The sequence below is a fragment of the Acinetobacter sp. YH12254 genome (genome assembly GCF_013417415.1).
Lineage (GTDB): Bacteria > Pseudomonadota > Gammaproteobacteria > Pseudomonadales > Moraxellaceae > Acinetobacter > Acinetobacter pseudolwoffii.
On record NZ_VPEB01000019.1, the window covers coordinates 1 to 23,330 of the forward strand.

Here is a 23,330-nt window from a genome sequence, read left to right on the forward strand (position 1 = left end):
GTTGAATTTCTTTGTCAGACATAGTGATCAGCATCTATATTTTATATCCAGTCCATGGTGATAAAAACCATCATAAACCAGACATTTTTATTGGTGAGAATATAGACACTTTAAATGGGTTCTAACACAAGTATTTCGTATAAGGTGTATTATGTTAATTTTAGAAAATCTTAATCTTTAACTAACATAATCTTCAGTTGATATCACTTGAGCATATGCAAATTCAAAAGCGGCCATTAATGTTGCATGGACATGACCAGCAGGTACTTTAACGCCATTAAATTCCAAGTCTAGTGTTGCACAAGCATCATGAATAACTTTTACCTTATAACCAAAATCAGAAGCAGCACGAACAGCAGCATCAATACACATATGGCTCATAGCACCAATCACGACTAACTCAGTCACTTGATTGCTATCTAAAATTTCTTTGAGATTCGTGTTTAAGAACGCATTGATGTGATTTTTAATGATCACAGATTCATCTTCTTGCGGCTTAACTGTGTCCTGAAATTCAATACCATTTGAGCTAGGTTCAAATATAGGAGATTCAGCATCAGCAATATGTTGGACATGAATCACTTGAGTACCCTGTTTACGGGCCTTCGCAATTACTTTCACTGCATTAGCAGCAGCTTGTTCAATATTTACCAATGGTAATTTACCTGTAGGTAGATATTCATTTTGTAAGTCGATAACTAATAAAGCTGATTTTGACATATCTATTCCTTTACTTAACTAATATTTGTTTTGTTCTGCTTAGGATTTTAAAGAAGTGGAATGCTTCCACTTCTTTAAGTTACTTTAGAAAGAAAGCGTTTCACCATCGATAGGAATTAAAACCTTATCTTGAATCCCTTTGTCTTCTACATATTCTGCAAGTTGAGCACGTGTTACCGACATATGATTAATGGCATCCATATGAACCGCGACAATTTTAGCATTAGGTGCTTTTTGGGTTGCGTGATAAGTATCTTCTTTCCCCATAATGATGGACTCTTTATATCCATCCATTAATGCATTACCTGTATTTAATACAATTACATCAGGTTTAAATGTTTGAATTGCCTGATCAACTTCAGGACGCCAAATGGTATCTCCTGCAACATAAACTGTTTCATGGCCTGCTGCTTCAAAAACCATACCCATCGCTTCACCTAAGCCAGCTTTAAGTTCAGCATTACGATACATTTCGTCAGTACCATGTTGACCACCAGTTTTAGTTAACTTAACACCTTGGAAAGTAGTTACAGTTAATACACGAACATCTTTGAAGCCTTGTGCTTGGATGATTTTTTGATCTGCTTTATTCTGTACAAACAAAGGCATATTTTTTGGAATAGCCGCTTGGGCTGCATCATCCCAATGATCTAAATGGGTATGTGTCACAATTACCGCATCTACACCTTCTAAAACCGTTTCAGGCTTGATAGGTAAATCAACTAATGGATTGCGTAAATAACTGCGATGACTATTAGGGAAACCCTCATAAAAGCCTTTTTTCGCAAACATTGGGTCAATTAAAAAAGTTGTATCCGCATAGGTTACTTTAATCGTTGCATTGCGAATTTCTTGTATATGCGTCACTTTAGAGGTATCTCGCTGAACTACTTTATCATTCGCATATAAATGGACTGAAGCCATTGCCAGAGAGAGTGCAATAACAGAGCTACTTAAAATTTTATTCATGTTCTAGATCCAATCATTTAGTCATACTTGAATCATGATAGAAATCATCAAACAAAAAAATTGTCCTTAAGGACAATCATCGAAACTATTGGGACAATATGCTATATTTATTATTTTAGAGAGGTAGATCGAATGGCTATACCAGTGATTGGATTGTTCGTTTACCCCAATATAAATCCATTTCACTTCTCTATCCCCCATATCATTTTCAATATCAAGATTGAAGATAAACGCCTATTTGATCTGAAAATTTTTTCTATAGATGGCCAACCCGTAAAAACAGAACAGTCTATGATGATTATCCCTGATGGTGGGATTGAACTCATTAAAGAGTCGGATCTTATTATTATTCCTGGATGGGATGATTTTAATCATGAGCCTGAACAAGTACTTATCGATGCCCTAAATTGTGCATATCAGACTGGAATTAGAATTGTAGGGTTATGCTATGGAACTTATGCATTAGCATATGCTGGTTTACTTGACCATAAAAAAGCAGCTACGCACTGGATGGCTGAACAAGATTTCAGTGAGCGATTTCCACAGGTTCAGCTTGATCATGATGCCTTGTATGTAGAAGACCAAAGGATCGTAACCTCTGCTGGAACAGGCGCAGCGTTAGACTGCTGTTTGTACTTGGTACGTGAAATCTATAATGCACAAATTGCGAATAAAGTCTCTAGAGTAATGGTAATTCCGCCTCACCGTGAAGGTGGGCAAGCTCAGTTTATTGAACAGCCAGTAGCAGAATCGAGCCAAGATTCACAAATTAACCTATTACTTGATTTTTTAAGAACGAATTTAGCTGTACAACATAATATTGAAAGCCTAGCTGAACGGACACATATGACACGCAGGACATTCACACGGCATTTTAAGAAAGCGACAGGCATGACCCTGGTTGATTGGCTGAATACTGAAAGAATCAGATTAAGTTGTGAACTCTTAGAAACAACAAACTTGTCTATCGAAAAGATAACCGAGCTTTCAGGTTTTAATAATACAGTGTCATTTAGAAAAAATTTTCGTGAAAAATATGGTACAAGTCCTCAAGCGTGGAGAAAATCTTTTGGGATCATTAATGAGAATAATCCGCCTCATTTAACATAATGGATATTATACGAAATTGAAATGTTAGAACCCATTTAAAGTGTCTATATTCTCACCAATAAAAATGTCTAGTTTATGATGGTTTTTATCACCATGGACTGGATATAAAATATAGATGCTGATCACTATGTCGGATAAAGAACTTAAACGATTGTCGGTCTTGCAGGAAATCTGCGATCAACGCATAACTCAATCCCAGGCTGCTCAGCTACTTCTACTTCATATTTCAGAATGTCAGGTCAGACGCTTACTGCAGAAATACAAAGTTCAAGGTCCAGCTGCATTAGCCCATACGGGTCGTGGCCAAACCAGCAATTCCAGGCTTTCTTAAGAACTCAGACTCAAGTGCCTCAATATTGTTTCTGATCAACTGCGTGGTTTCGGACCAACCTTGGCGCATGAAAAGCTTATTCAACAGGAGTTATGGTTCATTCTGACCAAGGCAGTCAGTACTGTAGTCGTGCTTTTAGAGCACTATTATTGACGAATAACTGTATTCAAAGTATGTCACGCAGTCTTGCGCAGTACACTGCTCATGTTGGGACAATGCAGTGACTGAAAGCTTCTTTCATACATTGAAAGGTCATGTAATCCATGGCGTGTGTTTGCCACTCGAAAAGAAGCGAATGCTGTCTTGTTTGACTATATCGAGATTTATTACAATCGAATCAGAAGACATTCTGCAAATGGCTGGTTAAGTCCTGAAGCCTTTGAACAAAAATATTGTAAGAATTTAGAGGGATCGACTGTCCACAATACTGTCTAGGATCAGATAAAGGATTCTGCATCTGAAAAAGGCCTTTAGCTTAATTCTGAGCTTCGACTAATGACAAAATATAAGACTTCTACCTCTGAAAATTATAAAAAATCAATTGTTTTGATCTTTAAAGAATGAGGATATAGTATTTGTGAAATTACTTAGCTGCTTAAAACTTAATTCTAATTGGTTAATAGGTGAAAAATGAAATTAGCAGAAGCTCTCTTACTTCGAAGTGATCAACAAAAAAAAATTATTTCACTAAAACAACGTATCAATGCAAATGTATTGGTACAAGATGGTGATAAACCATCTGAAGATCCTAATGAACTATTAAAACAAGTATTTTCTTTAATTCAAGAATTTCAAAAATTAAGTTATGCAATTCATGAAACTAATGCTTTAACAAAATTAAATGATGGTCGTTCTCTACTTGCTTTATTGTCTTTGCGTGATGAATTTGTAGAACAGCACAAAACCCTAACTGCAGCAATAAGTAATACATCTCGTGAATCTGATCGTTATAGTACGCGGGAAATAAAGTGGCATAAAGTTATTCCAGTTTCATCATTACAAAAACAAGCTGATGATATTAGTCTTAAATTACGTGATTTAAATGTGTTAATTCAGTCGAATAATTGGAAAATTGATTTGATTGAAGCCTAATAGTCCTTTAGATATAATCAAGTTGAACATACTGGGCGAGTACAAGATCCCTTACTTCCACAACATAGGATTGTAAATAAAGTGTAGTGGCTTGCAAAGCAAGTGGATAAGCTTAAAATTTTAAGTACAAATCAATCCATCACTTGGCAGAACTCAAATCTTTGTGCAAACAAAGTTACACGTTACTTATAACTACCATGTACTGACAGTATGTTCACCTCAATTACTAAAAATAAAGAAATGAGCAAGCATCAGCTGAAGCACATTCCTATTTTTAATTCGGTTCGGCTTTGTTGCATAACGAGCTGAAAGACAGATTTTGAAAATAGCGGATTCAAATCACAAGTGCGACACATTTGTAGTTAGGTGAAAAAGTTAGGTGTATTCGTAGAATCATTAGACTTTTTCAACTCGCAATTGGAAAGCACGCAATGAAGAAATACACCCAACTCTCTCAAGATGAAAGTAAGCATCCGCTGAGCCCCACTTTTCCTCACTCATGAATACCACGATAGTGTCCACTAAACTTTAAGTGGACACCTATTTATGGATTTAAAGACAGTTATAGACAGCACACCAATGCTAAAAAAGCCCCGTCGAACCTTCACGGCTGAATTTAAACATCAACTTATTCAGCAATGCGTAAGCGTCCGCTGAACACACCTTATGAATTCATCCTATAAGCCTTAATTTAGTCCCCACTTAAAAACAAGTGGGGACTAAAATTTATGACTACAAATCACCAGACATCCATCGCATCTCTTGCGAAAAAACGAAGAACATACAGTGCTGAATTTAAACAGCAGATCGTTCAGGCTTGTAAAGCACCGGACGTTTCAATTGCTTCGGTCGCTTTGCAACATGGATTGAATACAAATCTTGTATCCAAATGGATTCGCTTAATTGATGGTAAGCCAGGGAATGATCGCTCACCACTACCGAATAAACCTGCATTTATTGCCTTATCTTGCTCTGCACCATTAGATCCTACTCCTACTGACATGTTAACGGTTCAAATTACTTTACCCCACTCAAAAGCAGAAATTGGCTTGAAATGGCAAGTATCAGAAATATCTGCTTTAGCAGAATTACTCAAGGCACTTGCAACATGATCCGCATTGATGAAATCTGGCTTTCTACCCAACCACTGGATATGCGAGCAGGGATGGATACTATCATGGCTCAGGTGGTGAGAGCCTTTGGCTACATTAAACCGCATTGTGCTTACCTGTTCTGTAATAAACGTGGCCATCGCATGAAAGTGCTGGTACATGATGGACTGGGCATCTGGCTGTGTGCCCGGCGGCTGGAACAGGGAAAATTCCACTGGGCGCAGGTTCACCAGGGTGAAAGCATGGCGATCAGTCCGGAACAGTTACAGGCACTGATCCAGGGTTTACCTTGGCAGCGCATTGGACGACAGCAAGTGGTCACAATGCTCTAAACTAGCTTGGTCCATTCTGCTATTCTCCAAACGTTCTATTTCCTCTGCGTCATGACCTCAGGCATACTGCGGTCATGAATACGCTGCCAGACTTAAGCCAACTGACCCATGAACAACTGCTGGAATTTACCAGACAGTTGGCAATGCAGCATCAGTCTCTGGCACAATCAAATCAAGAATTAGAAAAATCAAACCAGCAATTGGATGCCAAAGTTCAACATCTTTCCATTCTCACGCAAAAATACGAGCATGAGCTCGCACTATTTAAACAGCACAAATTTGGCAGTAAAAACGAACATCTCACCGCAAAACAAATCCATCTGTGGGACGAAGCGGTTGAAGAGGATATCGCAGCAGTTGATTTGGAACTGGAGCGGCTGAATGCAGATAAAACCGATGCAGCGACAGAGAAAGCCACAGTCAACAAACCTAAACGTCGACTGCTGCCGGATCATCTACACACCATCCGTATTGAGCATGAACCTGCATCAACCCAATGCAGTTGTGGCTGCCAGTTACGTCGTATCGGCGAAGATATCAGTGAAAAACTGCATTTCAGACCGGCACAGTTCTATAAGGAACAGCATGTGCGTGGCAAATGGGTCTGTGATCAGTGTGACACCCTGACTCAGCAAGCGATGCCCGCCTATGTGATTGATAAAGGCATTGCTTCACCTGAACTGCTCAGCCATGTGCTGGTATCGAAGTATGCCGATCATTTGCCGCTGTACCGTCAGCGCCTGATCTATCAGCGGGCGGGCATTGATCTGTCCAGATCTACTTTATCTGACTGGATAGGTCGCTGCGGTGTAGAACTGGAGCCTCTGGCCAATGCCTTAAAAGAGGTGGTGCTGCAACAGCGGGTGATCCATGCCGATGAAACGCCGGTCACCATCATGCGGATGGGTGATGATGAGAAAAAACCGAAGAAAGGTTATGTCTGGGCCTATGCCACTACACAGTACAATCCAGTTCAAGCGGTGATCTATGACTTTCAGGATAGCCGTTCAGGTCAGCATGCTGCAGAGTTCTTGAAAGGCTGGCAGGGCCATCTGGTCTGTGATGATTACAGTGGTTATAAAGCACGCTTTAAATCAGGCGATGTCATTGAGGTGGGCTGCATGGCGCATGCACGTCGTAAATTCCATGAGCTACATGTGACTGGGAAAAGTCAGATCGCTGAACAGGCATTACTGATGATTCAGAAACTGTATGCGATAGAAGCAGAACTCAGGAAAAAGACCGATAGTACAGCAGAACACCGCCGCGAATACCGACAACAGCACAGCCAACCGGTGATGCAACAACTGTATGAATGGCTCAACCAACATTATCTGACGGTGCCATCGAGTTCTCCAACCGCCAAGGCCATCAATTACAGTCTGAAGCGTTGGCCAGCCTTAAGCCGCTATCTGGATGATGGCAATCTACCCATTGACAATAACTGGGCAGAGAACTCAATGCGCCCCTGGGCATTGGGCCGTAAGAACTGGTTGTTTGCAGGTTCGCTGCGCAGTGGACAGCGAGCGGCAAATATCATGACTTTAATCCAGTCAGCAAAGCTGAATGGGTTGGATCCGTATGCCTATCTCAGTGATGTGCTGAAAAGGCTGCCGACGCATAAAGCGACCCAAATAGAAGAATTACTACCACATCGCTGGAAATCCAACTCAAATTAAAAAATAGGCATGGGGTTCAGCGGACGCTTACAGCAATGCCAGCAGCCAGATACATCAGTGGCTAACTTAATCGCTGCACTGGTAAACCGAATGAACTTGTAATAACGACTTTCGCAAGAGGTCTATTTTATACAGATGATTTCAGTTTAACCCCCATCATATTAAGTGAAGCTCAAAAAGCAGGATTTGAACCTAATATTGTCTGTAAAAGTAGCCAATGGGATTTCATAGTAAAAATGGTAGAGGCAAATATGGGCATAGCTATTCTTCCAGAAATTTACTGTAGAAAATTTAGTAACTTAAAAAAAATATACTTCAATAGTGATGATATGACCTGGCAATTACATATGGCTTGGCATAAAGGATTAGAGATCTCTCATGCAACAAAAGCCTGGTTAAATTTAGTAAATAAATATAGTCATGAAATAAGTCTTTAAAATTACATTTAGCATAAAATCTCTTATGCGAAGTCCAATATTAAATTAATCCCTTCACAAGGAAGAAGCTTGCTACAATGACCAATAAAACTGCAAAGCATTTCTTTAACATTGCTGGTGATAAAGCATGTGCCGCCTTCGCACCAAACTTAGCCGTAATGAAACTCATGATGCTAATGCCAATAAATGCATAAATATGCACATAACCAATGGTATTAGGTACATTAATCTCAGCATTTATACCAAAAATAATAAAACCTAATGCACCAGCAACAGCAATGGGGAGTCCACATGCCGCAGATGTTCCAACCGCCTTCTGCATGACCACACCATAGCGATTCAGGTACGGAACCGTCAGGCTACCGCCACCAATCCCAAAGATTGCTGATGCAACTCCAATCACACTACCAGCAGCAATTTGTTGACCTGATGAAGGTAAATTTTTCGTTGGATCAATTACTTTTTTGGCACCTGTAAACATGGTATAGGCAACCCAAATCAGAAATAAGCCAACAATGATTTGTAGATGTAATCCTGATATCAAACCTGCAATACCCGCCCCAAAAAAGCAACCAATCGCCATGGGTGGTGCTAGATTTTTAAATACCGACCAAATCACAGCCCCATTTTTATGATGCGCCATCAATGAGCTAATCGAAGTAACAACAATGGTTGCTAAAGATGTGCCTAATGCGAGGTGCATAACCACATCGGGGTCATAACCCACTTGAGTAAAGACAATAAAAAGCAGTGGCACAATAATCGTACCACCGCCGACACCAAACAGCCCTGCTGCAAAACCAGCAAAAGCACCGATGACTAAAAAGGTTATAAGTTCCACAATAGACTAACTTTAAAAAATGAAAGGATTAAGGCGTTGAATTAAGCGTGTTCCAACTGACCCACTTGATGATAAGCACGGTTAAAATACACCAGGCTTTCTTCTTGATCGCTTTGTTGAACTTGAAGCACACGACACATGAAAATACTGTGTGTACCCACTTGCTGAATGTCCTGAATTTCACAGTCAAAACTGACCAAGGCATCTTGCAAAATAGGTGAACCAGTTTCCAACGCACTCCACTCACCTAAGTTGAAACGCTCTTCAGAACTGAATTTACTTGAAGCAAAAGCATTTGAAAGCTGTTCATGCTGAGTACTTAGTACGTTTACAGCCAAGACTTTATTTTCAACAAAATGGGCATGTGAACGGGAGGATTGATTCATACAGACCAATAACGTTGGCGGTGTATCCGTCACGCTACATACGGCAGATGCAGTAAATCCATGCATACCTGCTTTACTCGCAGTCGTAATAACATTCACTGCTGTGGTGAGTAAAGACATTGCATTTCTAAAGTCTGTTGCTTCAATCATCTCTTTCATCTCAAATGTACATATCACGTGCTCGTGCTTTAAGTAGAACAAATCATCTTGCAATAATTTGCCCCTGCTTCGCACGAGACTACGTTTGATTAAGCTTCTAGCTCTTTACGAACAATGGCAGCACCTGCGCTTAAAGCCTCAAGCTTGCCACGTGCAACTTGGCGAGAAAGTGGTGTCATACCACAGTTGGTTGAAGGATAGAGTTTATCTGCATCAACAAATTGAAGTGCTTTACGTAAGGTATTCGCCACTTCTTCTGCAGTTTCAACTTTGCTAGTTGCTACATCAATGGCACCCACCATCACTTTCTTACCACGGATCAATTCAATCAAATCCATTGGTACACGTGAGTTTTGGCATTCAAGTGAAATAATATCGAGCTTAGATTGTTGTAGTTTCGGGAATGACTCTTCGTATTGACGCCATTCATTACCTAAAGTTTGTTTCCAATCTGTATTGGCTTTAATGCCGTAACCATAGCAAATATGAACTGCAGTTTCACATTTTAGACCTTCAAGTGCACGTTCTAAGGTTGGTACACCCCAGTCATTCACTTCATCAAAGAATACGTTAAACGCAGGTTCATCAAATTGGATAATGTCTACGCCTGCTGCTTCAAGTTCTAAAGCTTCTTGGTTCAAAATTTTGGCAAATTCCCAAGCCAGTTTTTCACGGCTCTTGTAGTGTCCGTCAAAAAGTGTATCAATCATGGTCATTGGACCAGGCAACGCCCATTTAATTGGCTGACTGGTTTGGCTGCGTAAAAATTTCGCATCGTCTACAAACACTGCTTTTTTACGAGAAACTTCACCCACAACTGAAGGTACACTTGCATCATAACGATTACGAATACGCATGGTTTCACGCTTTTCGAAATCTACACCTTCAAGATGTTCAATAAACGTGGTTACAAAGTGCTGACGGGTTTGCTCACCATCACTCACGATATCGATACCTGCAGTGACTTGCTCATGTAATGATAATTTCAAAGCATCACGTTTAGCTTCTAATAATTCTTCGCCTTCAAGCTTCCATGCAGACCATAATTTTTCAGGTTCAGCTAACCAAGACGGTTTTGGCAAGCTACCCGCAGTTGAAGTTGGGAGTAAAAGTTTCGGTTGTGTAAGCGCCATGTCTAATCTTCTTTGTCTAAATTCGTAAATCTGTTTATCAATTTAATGGATTAAGCAGCTGTTTCGACTTCGAAATTTGCAGCCCATTCATTTAAAATGTCTTGATAAGGCTTAATGAAGTTTTCTTCCGTCCATTTACCTTGTTTAACTGCAAGCTCACCACGTTCCACACGGTCATAGACCACACGTGTAAGTGAATAATCGCCATAGCTTAGACTTGGTTGATACACCACACCTGCAGGAGAGTTGGTGTTGTAAATTTCAGGACGATAGATCCGTTGGAAACTTTCCATGGTCGCAATAGCACTGATCAATTCAAAATCAGTATAATCACGGACTAAATCGCCAGCGAAATAGAATGCTAATGGTGCATTACCACCTTCTGGTTTAAAGTAGCGTACACGTAAACCCATTTTGGCAAAATATTCATCGGTACGTGAATATTCATCATTTTTGTATTCCACACCCAAAATAGGATGTACGTTGGCTGTACGGAAATACGTTTTAGAGGTTGAAACGCTTAAGCAAATGACAGGTTGTTTTTTAAATTCTGCTTTAAATACATCTGAATTGACTAAATGTTGATAAAGCTTGCCATGTAGATTGCCAAAATCTTCAGGTTTTTCACCTACACCACAACCCAATTGTGGCAATACCACGCTGAAGTCGTAATCACGCACATAAGATGAGAAGCTATTGCCGATCATGCCTTCAATACGCTCACCTGTTTGATGGTCAATCACAACACTTTTAAGTGTTTCAATAAATGGGAAAGTTTGACCATTACCTTCAATATCAATTTCCGCAGAAATAATGTCAATCTCAAGTGAATAGCGATCACCTTTCGGGTTATCAACGGTTGCCAAGCTATTAAAACGGTTGTTGATCATCGCAAGGGTACGACGCAAGTTTTCTTCACGGCTTTCCCCACGTGCCAAATTGGCAAAGTTTGTGGTTAAACGTGTGTTTTCTGCTGGTGTATAATTCTCATCAAAACGGATACGTTTAATTGAACACTCAAATGCTGTACTCATGGAGATTGCCACCTAAAAATTTTATAAAAAGTTAAATTTCTGAATGGCTATATTTAAACGTGAATAAGAAAGTGAGTAAAACGATATAAATTCAGCTTAAGATGAGAAATACTCATCTTAATAAATTAAAGATGCTGAGGATTTTTAGTTATTCAGTAAGCTAAGCGGCTATCTAAAATCTTTATCTGAAATTGGTAATGTTTTTTGCAACTCTACCATTTGTACGTGTTACGTCAAAAAGCAAAACAGAAACCGTAGCCCCAGGCAACACCCCTCTCATCATAAAATTATACCAGTCAGTAAAATACCTTTAGATTAAGCATGTGTATGTTGGTTATTATTGTTGATTATCACAATAAATTAGTGACCAAAAATCAAATTACCCCACCCTACATTAAATTACACCACACAAAATAAAAACTCTATATAACTGTTATATATAGAGTTTACTAACATACCAATTATGTTATTTAGTGTATCTTATGTTGGTGACTCTTACCAAGGTTGGTTTATCTTACAACCGGGCCAAAGAATCCTCGCTCAAGCGTGTTATCGCCTGAAGATGAGACGGCAATTGTTGCTTTTCAAAAACGCACTTTGTTGCCGCTAGACGATTGCCTTTATGCATTGCAGCCAAGTATTCCTTATCTGACACGCTCGTCGTTATACCGCTGCTTGCAGCGGCATGGTATTTCACGACTGCCTAAGGTACAAGGTGATCGCCCTGACAGGAAGCGCTTCAATGGTTACTTTCATATCGACATCGCTGAGATGCAAACAGCACAGGGTAAGCTTTATCTCTTCGTGGCTTTATTGCATAAATATTTTGCAAGATACTGATTTTTAAGGGGTTTTATAAAATTTTAATAAAAAATAAATATAATTAAATCATAGTGTTAGGTATTCGTGCAGCAAAGCCGTTCAGGAACACAAAGGTAAGGTAATAACATCTTTTTTAATAGGGATATTTTATTGTCCTCCCTACTCCGTACATCAAAGTTTTATTTGTAGATTTACCTATCATTAACCCATTTTTCATTCATATTTCCTGTTAAATTTAAGATTGCTTTAAAAATATTTAAACAATAACATTAGTGATAATTATTATCATTTACATCAACTAAAATGTCTTCTACCGTTCCTTCATCATTTAAACTATCTTTACTCAGTTTTTCGATTTTAGTTACACAACAAAGTTTTGCCGATGATACTCAGCAATTACCGACGATTACCGTTACAGCGGAATCAGAACAGAGTGAGCTCAGCTCTGAACAGAGTAAAGCCTATATCATCCAAAACTCGTCAACCGCCTCAAAACTGAATATTCCACTTAAGGAAACGCCGCAAACAGTCAATGTCCTTACCCGCCAGCAGCTGGATGACTTTGCTTTGGATAATACACGGGATGTACTGCGCAATACCCCTGGCATTATCGTCAGCAATCAGGAAACGGAACGGACCTCCTACCTTGCCCGAGGTTTCGAGATTTCAAATGTTTTAGTCGATGGCGTTGGTATTCCACTCGAAGGCTATAATTATAATAATGATAATCCAGACAGTTTTTTGTTTGACCGTGTAGAAGTGGTCAAAGGCGCGAATGCCTTAAATAATGGAATTGGCGATCCCGGCGCAACTATTAATATGATTCGCAAACGCCCGACATCCGACCTTCAAACAGCCTTTAATGCCAGTTATGGCTCATGGAATACGCAGCGCTATGAAGTAGATGTATCCTCTCCTCTCACCCAAGATGGAAAAGTCAGAGGTCGTGTATTTGGCTATCAACAAACAGGCGACAGTTATCTGGATCGTTATGAACTGGAAAAGAACGGCATAGGTGCTGTTGTGGAGGCAGATGTAACTGACACAACTCTATTGACTGCTGGCTATACCGAAACCAATCACAAGCCGAATGGTGTCAATTGGGGTTCTAATCCACTGATCAATACTGAAGGCGAGCAGCTCAGTTACTCACGGAATTATAATTACAGTCCAAGCTGGGCCCACTGGGATAGCAATATTAAAAGCTACTTTGCCGAGCTTGAACAAAAACTGGGTGGCGACTGGACAGCCAAACTGACCTATGATGAAAAACGTACACAACGCGATTCAAAGCTCTTGTTTCTGTCCGGCAAACCTGGCGCAAATGGCACTTCAGGCATCTTCCTCTACCCAGGCATGTATATTGATGACAATAAAGAACAACAAGCCAGCCTGAGTTTTAGCGGCACCTATCCGCTTTGGGGACAACGCCATGAAGCCTCATTGGGCTATGTCTGGGCCAAAAATCGTCTGGATGAATTGGGTTATGCTGGCAGCTTTGTCAATCCGCTGACCACAGATTTAGCCAGTTTTACACCCGAAGAACCAAGCTGGGATATGTCGAAAACCAGTGGTGAAATGCATATCCGGCAGAAGAACCAGAGCCTTTATGCTGCGACCCGACTGCATCTGAATGATGATCTGAAACTGCTTTTAGGTGCGAACTATGTTCAGGCTGAAAGCAGTGGTAGCAGTTATGGGACCGACACCATTTATGATGAAGATAAAGTTTTACCCTATGCCGGTCTGACCTATAACTTTAGCCCTGAATATACAGGCTATCTGAGTTATACCTCGATTTTCCGTCCGCAAACCACCAGAGCAGATGATGGCAGCATTAACAAACCGATCGAAGGTGAAAGCTATGAAGTCGGAGTCAAAGGTTCTTGGCTAGATGACAAGCTTACCGCCACCATGGCTGTGTTCAGAACGGAGCAAAGTAATTATCCGCTTCGTGATTCTGATGGTATTCCGACTTTACGCACAACTCAGGTCAGTAACCTGCGTTCCCAAGGCTACGAGTTTGGCTTGGCGGGACAACTGACCGACCATTTTAACTTAAGCTTTGGTTATACCCAGTTTAGCCTGAAAGATCTGATCAATGGCGGTGATGCGCGTACCTTCAATCCAACCCAGTCTTTTAATCTTTTAACTACCTATCAGGTGCCGCAACTTCCAAAACTGAAACTGGGCCTTGGTGTGCAGTGGCAAGATCAGACCTATCTAGATGTGCCTGAAGCAACCGCCAATGGAGTGATTACCCAGAAAGCTGGAATCATTGAGCAGGATGCTTATGCGCTCGTGAACTTAATGGCCAGCTATGAGCTGAATGAGCATATGACCTTGCAAGCCAATGGTAATAACCTGACCAATGAAAAATATCTGTTCAATTTCCCGAATCAGCAAGGTTTTTATGGTGCACCAGCAAATTACAGCGTTGCTGTGAAATTTAAATACTGATTTTCAAACTTAGCCTTGACGACATGTTCAGGGCTAAATCATCACTACATACACAAAAACAGGTAAAACAAATGAAAAAAATGATCGCTCTGACCCTCGGACTGTCTATGACACTTTCAGCTCAGGCGCATATGCTTTGGCTGGAACGTGATACAGATAAGCAGACTCATGCGTTCTTTGGTGAATATAGTGAACAGCTTAAAGAAACGCAGCAAGGTGCCTTGAAGTCTTTTAATCAAGCAAAGGCCGTTCAGTCTAGAAAAAGCTTTAGTCCTCAAATGCAACAAGATCATTTGCTTTATGCGACCCAAGGCCAGACAGATGTCCAGCTCAGTCATGAATTGATCTATGGAGAATCATTGTTGAGCTATCATGCCAAATCCGGCAGACAAAACTTGAAAGCAGAGTCAGAACTAGATATTGTCCCGACCCAGATCAACAGCAATACATTTACGGTACTGTATCAGGGTAAAGCTGCTGCGGATGTTGAAGTCACAGTCTTTTCCCCGCAATTCTGGCTAAAAAAATACACCACCAACGGCCAAGGCCAGATTACGATCGCCACGCCATGGAAAGGTCAATATGTCATTGAAGTTGGCAAAGAAGCAGACAAGGCAGGAAAATTGAATCAGCAGGCCTATAAAAAACAGTATCTGGTAACGACTTTAAGTTTTGTTTATTAAGTTTTTAGATTTTCATCAGTATAGATTTATTCAAGGCCAAATATGATGTCTGTTGTAGTGCAGCCACTTGCCATTCTCTATCGCTTAGGCATGACCTTTGGCATTGGCTACTTGTGCAGTTATTTAATCGCACTCGATCTGGCTTACTTTCTACAGGCTTTTCTGCCTAAAGCTGAGTCTGTCTATTTGGCTGCATTTACTGCCCTGATTTTTTATGTTTGTTTTGTGATTGGAATCTTCTGTATCCAAAGTTTAAAAAAGCTTTCTATCTATAGCCTGATTCCTTTACTTATTTTATTTCTCTTCTCCCGCTTCATAGGTTAAACCATGCATAAATCTGTCCGTCAATCCATGGCATGTTTACATTCATGGCTGGGTTTAAGCTTTGGCTGGTTACTCTTTGCGATCTTTTTAACAGGCGCGGTCACCTATTACCGACATGAAATCAGTCTATGGATGCAGCCTGAATTTGCCACAATGCAAGTCAATCAGGAAACTGCCTTAAAATCTGCTTACAGCTATTTACAGCAGCATGCACCGGACGCCCAAAACTGGTATATTGGAGTCGCCAATCAAGACTCACCGGTGAATAAAGTCTACTGGCAAAAAGCGGATGGTGGCTATGAAGTCAAAACCCTGAATGCTTCGACAGGAAAAGAATTACAGCTTTCAGCCACACAAGGGGGAGATTTTTTCTATAATTTTCATTTTCAGCTCTATGGTATGCCCTACACCATTGGTCGGCTGATTGTGACGATTGCTGCCTTTATCATGTTATTGACTCTGATTTCAGGAATCATTACCCATAAAAAAATCCTGACAGACTTTTTTACCCTAAGAGCCTTTAAAGGACAGCGCTCTTATCTGGATTTTCATAATGTCAGTTCAGTGATTGCCCTGCCGTTCTTTTTGACCATGACATTTACCGGGTTGGCGATTTTCTTTTATATCGTGCTGCCTTCCGGTATGAAAAAACTTTATCCAGACAATCCCTTTCAATATTTTGAAGAAATTCGCACAATCAATACATCAGCCACCCACTCAGTTCCTGTGAAAACCCAGATGCTGCCAATTCAACATTTTATCACCACGGCACAGCAACACTGGGGATATGCGGAATTTGACAATATCACGGTCAAGCAGCCCAATACCCAGCTGGCACACATAACCTTAACTCAGCTCAAAGATCATTCCATTACACGAAATCAGGCACAGCTTATTTTAAATGCTGCTACCGGAAAATTGCTTGAAAATACACGAAATGAAAGTGCAATTGCCACACTAAATGCCAGCATGTATGGTTTACATATGGCACGTTTTGCCGAACCTGTTTTACGTTTAGGGTTATTTTTCTCCGGCATATTAGGCTGCGCAATGATTGCATCCGGATTGCTGCTGTGGAGCCTGAAACGCCAGATGCAGAAAAAATCAGTGCGGTTTCATCTCGGACACTATTTAGTGAACCGCTTGAATATCACCATAATTATTGGCTTGCCGCTTGCCATGCTGGGATATCTCTATGCGAATCGTTTTATCAGTATTCCTGTAGGTGCACCAAATTATGAAATTTATAGTTTTTTCTCTATCTGGCTTGGCAGTTTTATCCTGGCATGTGTAACCCCACAGCAAGATATATGGAGAATGCAGCTTAAACTTCTGATTTGTGCTGCCTTTATAATTCCCCTGATTGATATTTATTATTTAGTTTCCCAGCAATATGTTGATTCTTTTGCGACTTATTGGCCTTTTTTGCGTATTGATCTGATGTTATGGACCTTGGCACTGCTTGCCCTATTGTTACACCAGAAAATTACGCCCATTCAGCAAAAGGCTATTAAGAAAATCCAGACCAAACTGAAAGCCGTACAGCAGGAGTCTTCCATATGATATGGATCGCAATCATGGGGCTTTTATGGCTAAGCTGTTTTGGTTTTTATGCGGTAAGTGCAAAGCAGATCCTAAAAACCCGAAAATCTCGGTACGCTTTTTTAGCGAATTTTCCTACGTACACTAAATTCGCTGCAGGTATTTTCTTATTCGTCGTAATGGTTTTATTACGGACCCGGTTTAGCTACAGTATCAGCTTTGTGGCTCTATGGGTATTTCTAAGCCCCGTACTTTTTATCTTTATCTTAAAAATGAATAAAGCATTTTAGTATTAGACTTCCTTCATAAATCATTTTTCAACCAATTTAATTGTTTATCTTTCACCCAATCTAAATTGTATATGCCAGCAAGTAAATTAAACCGCAGGTTTAATCGTTTACGACGATTTCTATATACACAAGATAAAATCTTAAAACATTTCATCCTTCCAAATACATGCTCTACTTGAATTCGTCTACGACCAATCTCTTTATTTAACTTTTTTAATTCAGAATCTAGTTTTTCAGTTTTCTTTGCTTTAGATGGCATGAGGCATCCAAAACCCAATTTCTTTATCCCTAAATACCCCTTATCAACGATAAAAAAGGGCTTAAATTTTAATTTCCTCATGCTTTTTTTAAATATTTTAAAATCATGCATGCTTCCATGACTTCCACATACACTCAGTATTTCACCTGTTGTATAGTGCATAGATAGCTGAAATTTAAAGGTATGTCGCTTTTTTTTACCGCTATACCATTTCTTCTGTTTTTTTTGGACGTTGAACTAATATTTCAGTTGCATCAATCACAACAACTTCCCAATCCACTTCATCTCGATTAGGAAGTTGTTTTGGCAAGTTAAATTTTCCAGAACGGATTAAGGTATCTTCAATAACGCGTGTGATACGAATTGCACTCGTTTCAGATACACCGTAACTCATACCAAGATGGAAAAATGTTCGATATTCTCTCCAATATTCTATACATAAGAGCAAACGATCTTCCAACGGTAATTTATGTGGTCGTCCTTTACCAATATGACAAGGTAACTCCTTATTTAGCTCGGCCAACATGAGGTTAAATGTAGCCCAACTAACACCGGTAAGCCTACGAAACTTAACGTCTGATAATTTTTGAATATCTTTGAATTTCATCCAAGGATTATCCCTTGGATTAAATAATTTTGCTGATTAATTTAAGATCAAATAAATTGTACGTTTTTTGATTTATGACGGAAGTCTATTTATTTAAAATCAGAAAGTAGTAAACAGCCTAGTGTGCTATTCACACGCCCTTTATTAAACCAATCTACCCAGTATCTGCTAAACCTTGCCAATCTGCTTTTAAATACCTCAAATGCATTATTTTGGCTAGAATCAGAAATTTAAATTGGTAGGTATTTGGTAGGTAGGATTCTTTTTAGCTTCATCCAATACTCATATTACGGTGAGGGTCACCGATAAAATAATCAATCAATGGTAGAAGGAATCACCCCATGGCTTTTAAAAATATTGCAGATCAAACTAACGGTTTTTATATTCCCTGCGTTTCACTTTTTGGTCCGGGCTGTGCTAAAGAAATCGGGATAAAAGCACAAAATTTAGGCGCCAAGAAAGCACTGATTGTAACTGATGCTGGCCTGTTTAAATTTGGTGTTGCAGATGATATTGCAGATTATTTGAAAGAGGCAGGTGTTGACAGTTATATTTTCCCAGGTGCGGAACCCAATCCAACTGATATTAACGTGCATCATGGAGTTGAAGCTTATAATGAAAATGCCTGTGATTTTATTGTATCGTTAGGTGGGGGCTCATCACATGACTGTGCCAAAGGCATCGGTCTGGTCACTGCAGGTGGCGGACATATCCGTGATTATGAAGGGATTGATAAAAGTACCGTTCCGATGACACCACTGATTGCAATCAATACCACGGCAGGGACGGCTTCGGAGATGACACGTTTCTGTATCATTACCAATACCGATACCCATGTGAAAATGGCGATTGTAGATTGGCGTTGCACACCACTCATTGCGATTGATGACCCTAAACTGATGTTGGCCAAACCTGCCGGCCTGACTGCGGCAACAGGGATGGATGCTCTGACACATGCGGTCGAGGCCTATGTATCTACGGCTGCTAATCCCATCACTGATGCCTGTGCAGAAAAGGCGATCACCATGATCAGTGAATGGCTCAGTCCCGCAGTGGCGAATGGGGATAATCTAGAAGCACGGGATGCCATGAGCTATGCTCAATATCTTGCCGGAATGGCCTTTAATAACGCCTCTTTAGGATATGTGCATGCGATGGCACATCAGCTCGGAGGCTTCTACAACTTGCCGCATGGTGTTTGTAATGCAATTCTGCTCCCCCATGTTTGTGAATTTAACCTGATTGCTTGTCCTGAACGTTATGCCAAAATTGCCCAATTGATGGGGGTGAATACAGAAGGCTTAACCGTAACTGAAGCAGCTTATGAAGCGATTGGCGCCATTCGTCAGCTTTCGGCTTCAATTGGTATTCCATCTGGGCTGACGGAATTGAATGTAAAAGAAGCTGACTTGGCCATCATGGCGGAAAATGCACAAAAAGATGCCTGCATGCTGACCAATCCACGTAAAGCCAGCCATGCCCAAGTGGTAGATATTTTTAAAGCGGCGATGTAGTGCCTCAATGTAAGTCTTCTCTCCAAGCATCTGACTTACATTTTTAACAGCCCCTGTTTCACTTCCTGAGGAAGTGTGCCAAGAGCAGACATGCATTTTCCTGTTCCTGGCTGATCCTTTTGCCTTCATAAGAGGATAAAAGCGGGGGGTGTTTCTTTTTTATGAAGTCCCCTTCATTATGAATATCGACATTAATCCCATGGTAGAAAAATGCCACTATTTTTTTAGCCCGTTCTAGCCACAAATAAAATTTCATAGCGTATTATCTTACGATTATATTTGATCCCTGAGGAATAAACTGCGCGTCCTTCAAATGACATGAAGGTGAGCGTAGCTGATATCAAGCATCTAGGCAAACGGCAAACTGGGTAGCCACTGATAAAAATTTTAGGATCAGGTTCAGTCTAAATTAATAAGTAAACTCACAGTAAGCAAGGATAATACTTAATATTCCAGAATATTCCTATTTTAACTATTTAGCTTTGTACCGACAGTTACATCAGCTTTAAAGATTTTTATATTTTAACAGAGTCTGATGAACGGGATGGTTTTTGGGCATCAGTTCAATCAGGCGTTCTACAGCATCAATCGCTTCAGGAAAATGTGCCACATGTTTCAGCAAGACATCGGTTTCATTAGCCTTGAAAATGGCATCGCTCAGGCGTGATTCCAGACAATCTCTCCAGGCGCATAGAAATGGACTTTCTGTTTTGGCCAGAAATACGCCGGTACATAATTTCAAGGCTGAATCGATATACCCAGCATCTAAAGATTGCTCTGTCATTAAAAAATCAGCCTCTACATGCGCCAATAAACGATAGGGTCTGGAACCCAGCATACCACCTAATAAATCGCGTAATTGTGACATTTCTGCTTTTAAAGTCCCCATACTGACCTTGCGCTCGCCATATAAGGCTTGATGCAATGTATCTAGACTCAGACCCTGCGGACATAAGGCTAGAATGGTCAGAATTTCAATCTGTCGAGGAGTCAGAACCAGCATCTTGCCATTAAACAGCACTTGAGGTACTGAAAAAGCTCGAATAAACAGGCGCTGCTTCTGGCATTCTAGTAGAGCCGACTGGATGATCGTAGCACAGCGCTCCGCAGCTAGTAGTGCTAAACTGTTATGCTTTGGCCAGGTAGTCGACAGATCAATGACACCTAAGACCTGTTTTGAATAGGGATCAATAATCGGGGCAGCGTAACAAACCCAATCATGAATGGAGGACATGTAATGTTCACTGGAAAAGACACAGCTGGATTGTTGAGTTTTTAAGGATAATGCCAATGCATTGGTTCCGACTAGCTCTTCGCGCCATTGCCCACCTTCAATAAAATGTACACTTTCTGCGGCACTTTGCATTTGTGGGCTAGAAGCTGCCCAAATGATGGTGCTGCCGATATCTCCGACCGCCAGCACCATAGAAGATTGCTCGGCAATATGTTTTAAATCCTGAGCACAATGTTGCAGGGCTTGGGCTAAAGTTGAGGAAGAAGTGGTCTTTTTTAAATCCGTCAGCGGTGCTGCTAAACGATTCTTCGGGATTTCAGCCGAGGATGAACGTTGCCAGGAGCTGGCAATACTCTGTCCCAGCTGTTCTGCATGTAAGGGAGACAAACTGCTGTTTTGCCGAAGCTGATCAGTATTGTGCCTTTTTTCCATCAAATCTTGTTTTGTCATCATTCCTTATTCTCACAACAATTCATGATTTACATCGGCTGTAATCGTTATTTTTTTAAAATGGATGAAAATATCGTGAACATGCTAGCTCCAACCTTTTTCCAACCTTATACCAGTTATATTAATCAAATAAGATGCAGAAGTCCCTTATACCAAAGCTGTAGAAGCGGTTTTGCCATACGAAAATAAGCAAAGGAAATACATATGCGTTACGTCGATCCTAATCAACCTGATTCAAAAGTTCATTTTAAAGCACAATACGAGAATTTTATTGGCGGCGAATGGGTCGCTCCGGTCAAAGGTGAATACTTTGACAACATCTCTCCGGTAGATGGCAAAGTCTTTACCAAGGTTCCGCGTTCTTCTGTAGAAGACATTGAATTGGCCCTGGATGCAGCGCACAAAGCCAAAGAACAATGGAACAGAGCATCGCCGACCACCCGCTCCAATATTCTGTTGAAAATTGCCGATCGTCTGGAACAAAATCTGGAACTGCTGGCAGTGGCAGAAACCTGGGATAACGGCAAACCGATCCGTGAAACGCTGGCTGCCGATATTCCGCTGGCGATTGATCATTTCCGTTATTTTGCCGGCTGTATTCGTGCGCAGGAAGGCGGCATTTCCGAAATTGATGAAGATACGATTGCTTATCATTTTCATGAGCCGTTGGGCGTCGTGGGTCAGATTATCCCGTGGAACTTTCCGATTCTGATGGCTGTCTGGAAACTGGCACCTGCCCTGGCTGCGGGCAACTGCATTGTGTTGAAACCTGCAGAACAGACTCCGGTCAGCATTCTGGTGCTGGCTGAACTGATTCAGGATATTTTGCCACCGGGCGTGTTGAACATCGTCAATGGCTACGGGGTCGAAGTCGGCCGTCCACTGGCGACCAATCCCCGTATTTCCAAGATTGCCTTTACCGGTTCCACCGCAGTGGGTCAGATGATCATGCAATATGCGACTGAAAATATTATTCCGGTGACTCTGGAACTTGGCGGTAAATCACCAAACTTGTTCTTTGCCGACATTATGGATCAGGAAGACGATTATCTGGACAAAGCGCTGGAAGGTTTTGCCATGTTTGCCCTGAACCAGGGTGAAATCTGCACCTGTCCATCGCGTGCGCTGATCCAGGAAAGTATTGCTGACGAATTTCTGGCGCGTGCCGTTGAACGGGTGAAACGGATTAAAACCGGGCATCCGCTGGATACTGACACCATGATTGGCGCGCAAGCCTCACAGGAACAGCAGGACAAGATTCTGGGCTGTATTGCCACTGGTCGTGAAGAAGGCGCACAGATCCTGACTGGTGGTGAAGCACGTCAGGAAGTGGGTCAAGGTTTCTATATTGAGCCGACTATCTTTAAAGGCACCAATGACATGAAGACCTTCCAGGATGAAATCTTCGGGCCTGTATTGGCTGTGACCACCTTTAAAGACTTTGATGATGCGATCAAGATCGCCAATGATACGATTTATGGACTCGGTGCCGGTGTCTGGTCACGCTCAGCGCATACCTCTTACCGTGCAGGCCGTGCTATTCAGGCAGGTCGGGTCTGGACTAACTGTTATCACATCTACCCTGCCCATGCGGCTTTCGGTGGTTATAAAAAATCAGGGATTGGGCGTGAGAATCATAGAATGATGCTGGATCATTATCAGCAGACTAAAAACTTGCTAGTCAGCTATTCGACCAAACCAGCCGGGTTCTTTTAAGAAGTGAAATACATTCAAAGCGAACTTCGGTTCGCTTTGAATGTATGGTAGCTAGCTTTCACAAAATATCAGCAACATCTTCAAGCTGCGGCCA

Annotated in this window: 21 protein-coding genes and 4 pseudogenes; 16 read left to right on the top strand and 9 right to left on the bottom strand. The window is 41.0% G+C overall.

The window, feature by feature from the left end; genetic code table 11:
- Positions 1 to 177: 177 nt before the first annotated feature.
- Together FTV29_RS12975 and FTV29_RS12980 are read right to left on the bottom strand one after the other, a co-directional pair.
- On the bottom strand, positions 178 to 720 hold the full coding sequence (locus tag FTV29_RS12975; protein WP_180075587.1) for a cysteine hydrolase family protein: 543 nt from the start codon (positions 718 to 720) through the stop codon (positions 178 to 180).
- An 84-nt stretch (positions 721 to 804) separates the two neighbouring features.
- Positions 805 to 1,689 carry an MBL fold metallo-hydrolase gene (locus FTV29_RS12980; RefSeq protein WP_180075588.1) on the bottom strand — a complete coding sequence of 295 codons (885 nt, stop codon included), beginning with the start codon at positions 1,687 to 1,689 and terminating at the stop codon, positions 805 to 807.
- A 132-nt stretch (positions 1,690 to 1,821) separates the two neighbouring features.
- Here FTV29_RS12980 and FTV29_RS12985 point away from each other — a divergent pair, with 132 nt between their 5' ends.
- The 8 genes and pseudogenes from FTV29_RS12985 (at position 1,822) to FTV29_RS13020 (ending at position 7,782) form a co-directional block, all read left to right on the top strand.
- Entirely contained in the window at positions 1,822 to 2,799 is a 978-nt protein-coding gene (locus FTV29_RS12985; protein WP_180075589.1) for a GlxA family transcriptional regulator, read from the top strand.
- A 127-nt stretch (positions 2,800 to 2,926) separates the two neighbouring features.
- Positions 2,927 to 3,208, top strand: a pseudogene (locus tag FTV29_RS12990) (helix-turn-helix domain-containing protein); the annotation flags it as partial.
- Positions 3,202 to 3,565, top strand: a pseudogene (locus FTV29_RS12995) (IS3 family transposase); the annotation flags it as partial. The pseudogenes FTV29_RS12990 and FTV29_RS12995, both read left to right, overlap by 7 nt.
- Before the next feature lie 195 nt (positions 3,566 to 3,760).
- Positions 3,761 to 4,222, top strand: coding sequence for a DIP1984 family protein (locus FTV29_RS13000; protein ID WP_004733111.1), 462 nt, complete (start codon positions 3,761 to 3,763; stop codon positions 4,220 to 4,222).
- Positions 4,223 to 4,950: 728 nt separating this feature from the next.
- Positions 4,951 to 5,334 carry a transposase gene (locus FTV29_RS13005; protein ID WP_004762545.1) on the top strand — a complete coding sequence of 128 codons (384 nt, stop codon included), beginning with the start codon at positions 4,951 to 4,953 and terminating at the stop codon, positions 5,332 to 5,334.
- Positions 5,331 to 5,666 carry an IS66 family insertion sequence element accessory protein TnpB gene (gene tnpB / locus FTV29_RS13010; protein WP_004691519.1) on the top strand — a complete coding sequence of 112 codons (336 nt, stop codon included), beginning with the start codon at positions 5,331 to 5,333 and terminating at the stop codon, positions 5,664 to 5,666. Before FTV29_RS13005 ends, tnpB begins: the two co-directional genes overlap by 4 nt.
- A gap of 74 nt (positions 5,667 to 5,740) precedes the next feature.
- The gene (locus FTV29_RS13015; protein WP_180075590.1) at positions 5,741 to 7,345 is read left to right on the top strand and encodes an IS66 family transposase; all 1,605 of its coding nucleotides are present in this window, start codon (positions 5,741 to 5,743) and stop codon (positions 7,343 to 7,345) included.
- Positions 7,346 to 7,446: 101 nt separating this feature from the next.
- Entirely contained in the window at positions 7,447 to 7,782 is a 336-nt protein-coding gene (locus FTV29_RS13020) for a LysR substrate-binding domain-containing protein (RefSeq protein WP_282549714.1), read from the top strand.
- A 40-nt stretch (positions 7,783 to 7,822) separates the two neighbouring features.
- On the opposite strand, the gene FTV29_RS13025 is transcribed toward FTV29_RS13020, so the two are convergent.
- The 4 genes from FTV29_RS13025 to FTV29_RS13040 all read right to left on the bottom strand — a co-directional run bounded on the left by FTV29_RS13025 (position 7,823) and on the right by FTV29_RS13040 (position 11,335).
- Complete coding sequence (locus FTV29_RS13025) at positions 7,823 to 8,623, bottom strand: sulfite exporter TauE/SafE family protein (protein WP_159138862.1); 801 nt, start codon at positions 8,621 to 8,623, stop codon at positions 7,823 to 7,825.
- A 41-nt stretch (positions 8,624 to 8,664) separates the two neighbouring features.
- On the bottom strand, positions 8,665 to 9,159 hold the full coding sequence (locus tag FTV29_RS13030) for a flavin reductase (RefSeq protein WP_005093807.1): 495 nt from the start codon (positions 9,157 to 9,159) through the stop codon (positions 8,665 to 8,667).
- Between the two features lie 98 nt (positions 9,160 to 9,257).
- Positions 9,258 to 10,301: a methionine synthase gene (locus FTV29_RS13035; RefSeq protein WP_004733166.1), complete on the bottom strand. Its 1,044-nt coding sequence runs from the start codon at positions 10,299 to 10,301 to the stop codon at positions 9,258 to 9,260.
- Between the two features lie 50 nt (positions 10,302 to 10,351).
- A complete protein-coding gene (locus FTV29_RS13040; protein ID WP_159138861.1) occupies positions 10,352 to 11,335 on the bottom strand; it encodes a putative oxygenase MesX in 984 nt (327 codons plus the stop codon).
- Positions 11,336 to 11,857: 522 nt separating this feature from the next.
- Between FTV29_RS13040 and FTV29_RS13045 the strand changes: the two are divergent.
- The 6 genes and pseudogenes from FTV29_RS13045 to FTV29_RS15245 form a co-directional block, all read left to right on the top strand.
- Positions 11,858 to 12,148 (top strand): annotated as a pseudogene (locus FTV29_RS13045) (IS481 family transposase); the annotation flags it as partial.
- Between the two features lie 312 nt (positions 12,149 to 12,460).
- Positions 12,461 to 14,617 (top strand): TonB-dependent siderophore receptor, encoded by a 2,157-nt coding sequence (locus FTV29_RS13050; RefSeq protein WP_159138860.1) that lies wholly within the window; start codon positions 12,461 to 12,463, stop codon positions 14,615 to 14,617.
- Between the two features lie 71 nt (positions 14,618 to 14,688).
- Positions 14,689 to 15,300: a DUF4198 domain-containing protein gene (locus FTV29_RS13055; protein WP_005093768.1), complete on the top strand. Its 612-nt coding sequence runs from the start codon at positions 14,689 to 14,691 to the stop codon at positions 15,298 to 15,300.
- Between the two features lie 42 nt (positions 15,301 to 15,342).
- Positions 15,343 to 15,624: a hypothetical protein gene (locus tag FTV29_RS13060; RefSeq protein WP_004281957.1), complete on the top strand. Its 282-nt coding sequence runs from the start codon at positions 15,343 to 15,345 to the stop codon at positions 15,622 to 15,624.
- Between the two features lie 3 nt (positions 15,625 to 15,627).
- Positions 15,628 to 17,187, top strand: a complete 1,560-nt coding sequence (locus tag FTV29_RS13065) for a PepSY domain-containing protein (protein ID WP_004733135.1) — start codon at positions 15,628 to 15,630, stop codon at positions 17,185 to 17,187.
- Entirely contained in the window at positions 17,184 to 17,456 is a 273-nt protein-coding gene (locus FTV29_RS15245) for a hypothetical protein (protein ID WP_100358270.1), read from the top strand. The genes FTV29_RS13065 and FTV29_RS15245 overlap by 4 nt, the downstream gene beginning before the upstream one ends.
- A gap of 13 nt (positions 17,457 to 17,469) precedes the next feature.
- On the opposite strand, the pseudogene FTV29_RS13070 reads toward FTV29_RS15245, so the two are convergent.
- A pseudogene (locus FTV29_RS13070) lies at positions 17,470 to 17,880 on the bottom strand (transposase family protein); the annotation flags it as partial.
- Positions 17,881 to 17,917: 37 nt separating this feature from the next.
- Positions 17,918 to 18,322, bottom strand: a complete 405-nt coding sequence (locus tag FTV29_RS13075; RefSeq protein WP_152872730.1) for a transposase family protein — start codon at positions 18,320 to 18,322, stop codon at positions 17,918 to 17,920.
- 341 nt (positions 18,323 to 18,663) lie between these two features.
- Here FTV29_RS13075 and FTV29_RS13080 point away from each other — a divergent pair, with 341 nt between their 5' ends.
- Positions 18,664 to 19,836: an iron-containing alcohol dehydrogenase gene (locus tag FTV29_RS13080; RefSeq protein WP_004733137.1), complete on the top strand. Its 1,173-nt coding sequence runs from the start codon at positions 18,664 to 18,666 to the stop codon at positions 19,834 to 19,836.
- A 505-nt stretch (positions 19,837 to 20,341) separates the two neighbouring features.
- Here the strand turns inward: FTV29_RS13080 and FTV29_RS13085 are convergent.
- Entirely contained in the window at positions 20,342 to 21,523 is a 1,182-nt protein-coding gene (locus tag FTV29_RS13085) for a hypothetical protein (protein ID WP_004647792.1), read from the bottom strand.
- 201 nt (positions 21,524 to 21,724) lie between these two features.
- Between FTV29_RS13085 and FTV29_RS13090 the strand changes: the two genes are divergently transcribed.
- Positions 21,725 to 23,236, top strand: a complete 1,512-nt coding sequence (locus FTV29_RS13090; protein WP_005093765.1) for an aldehyde dehydrogenase family protein — start codon at positions 21,725 to 21,727, stop codon at positions 23,234 to 23,236.
- Positions 23,237 to 23,330: the final 94 nt, after the last annotated feature.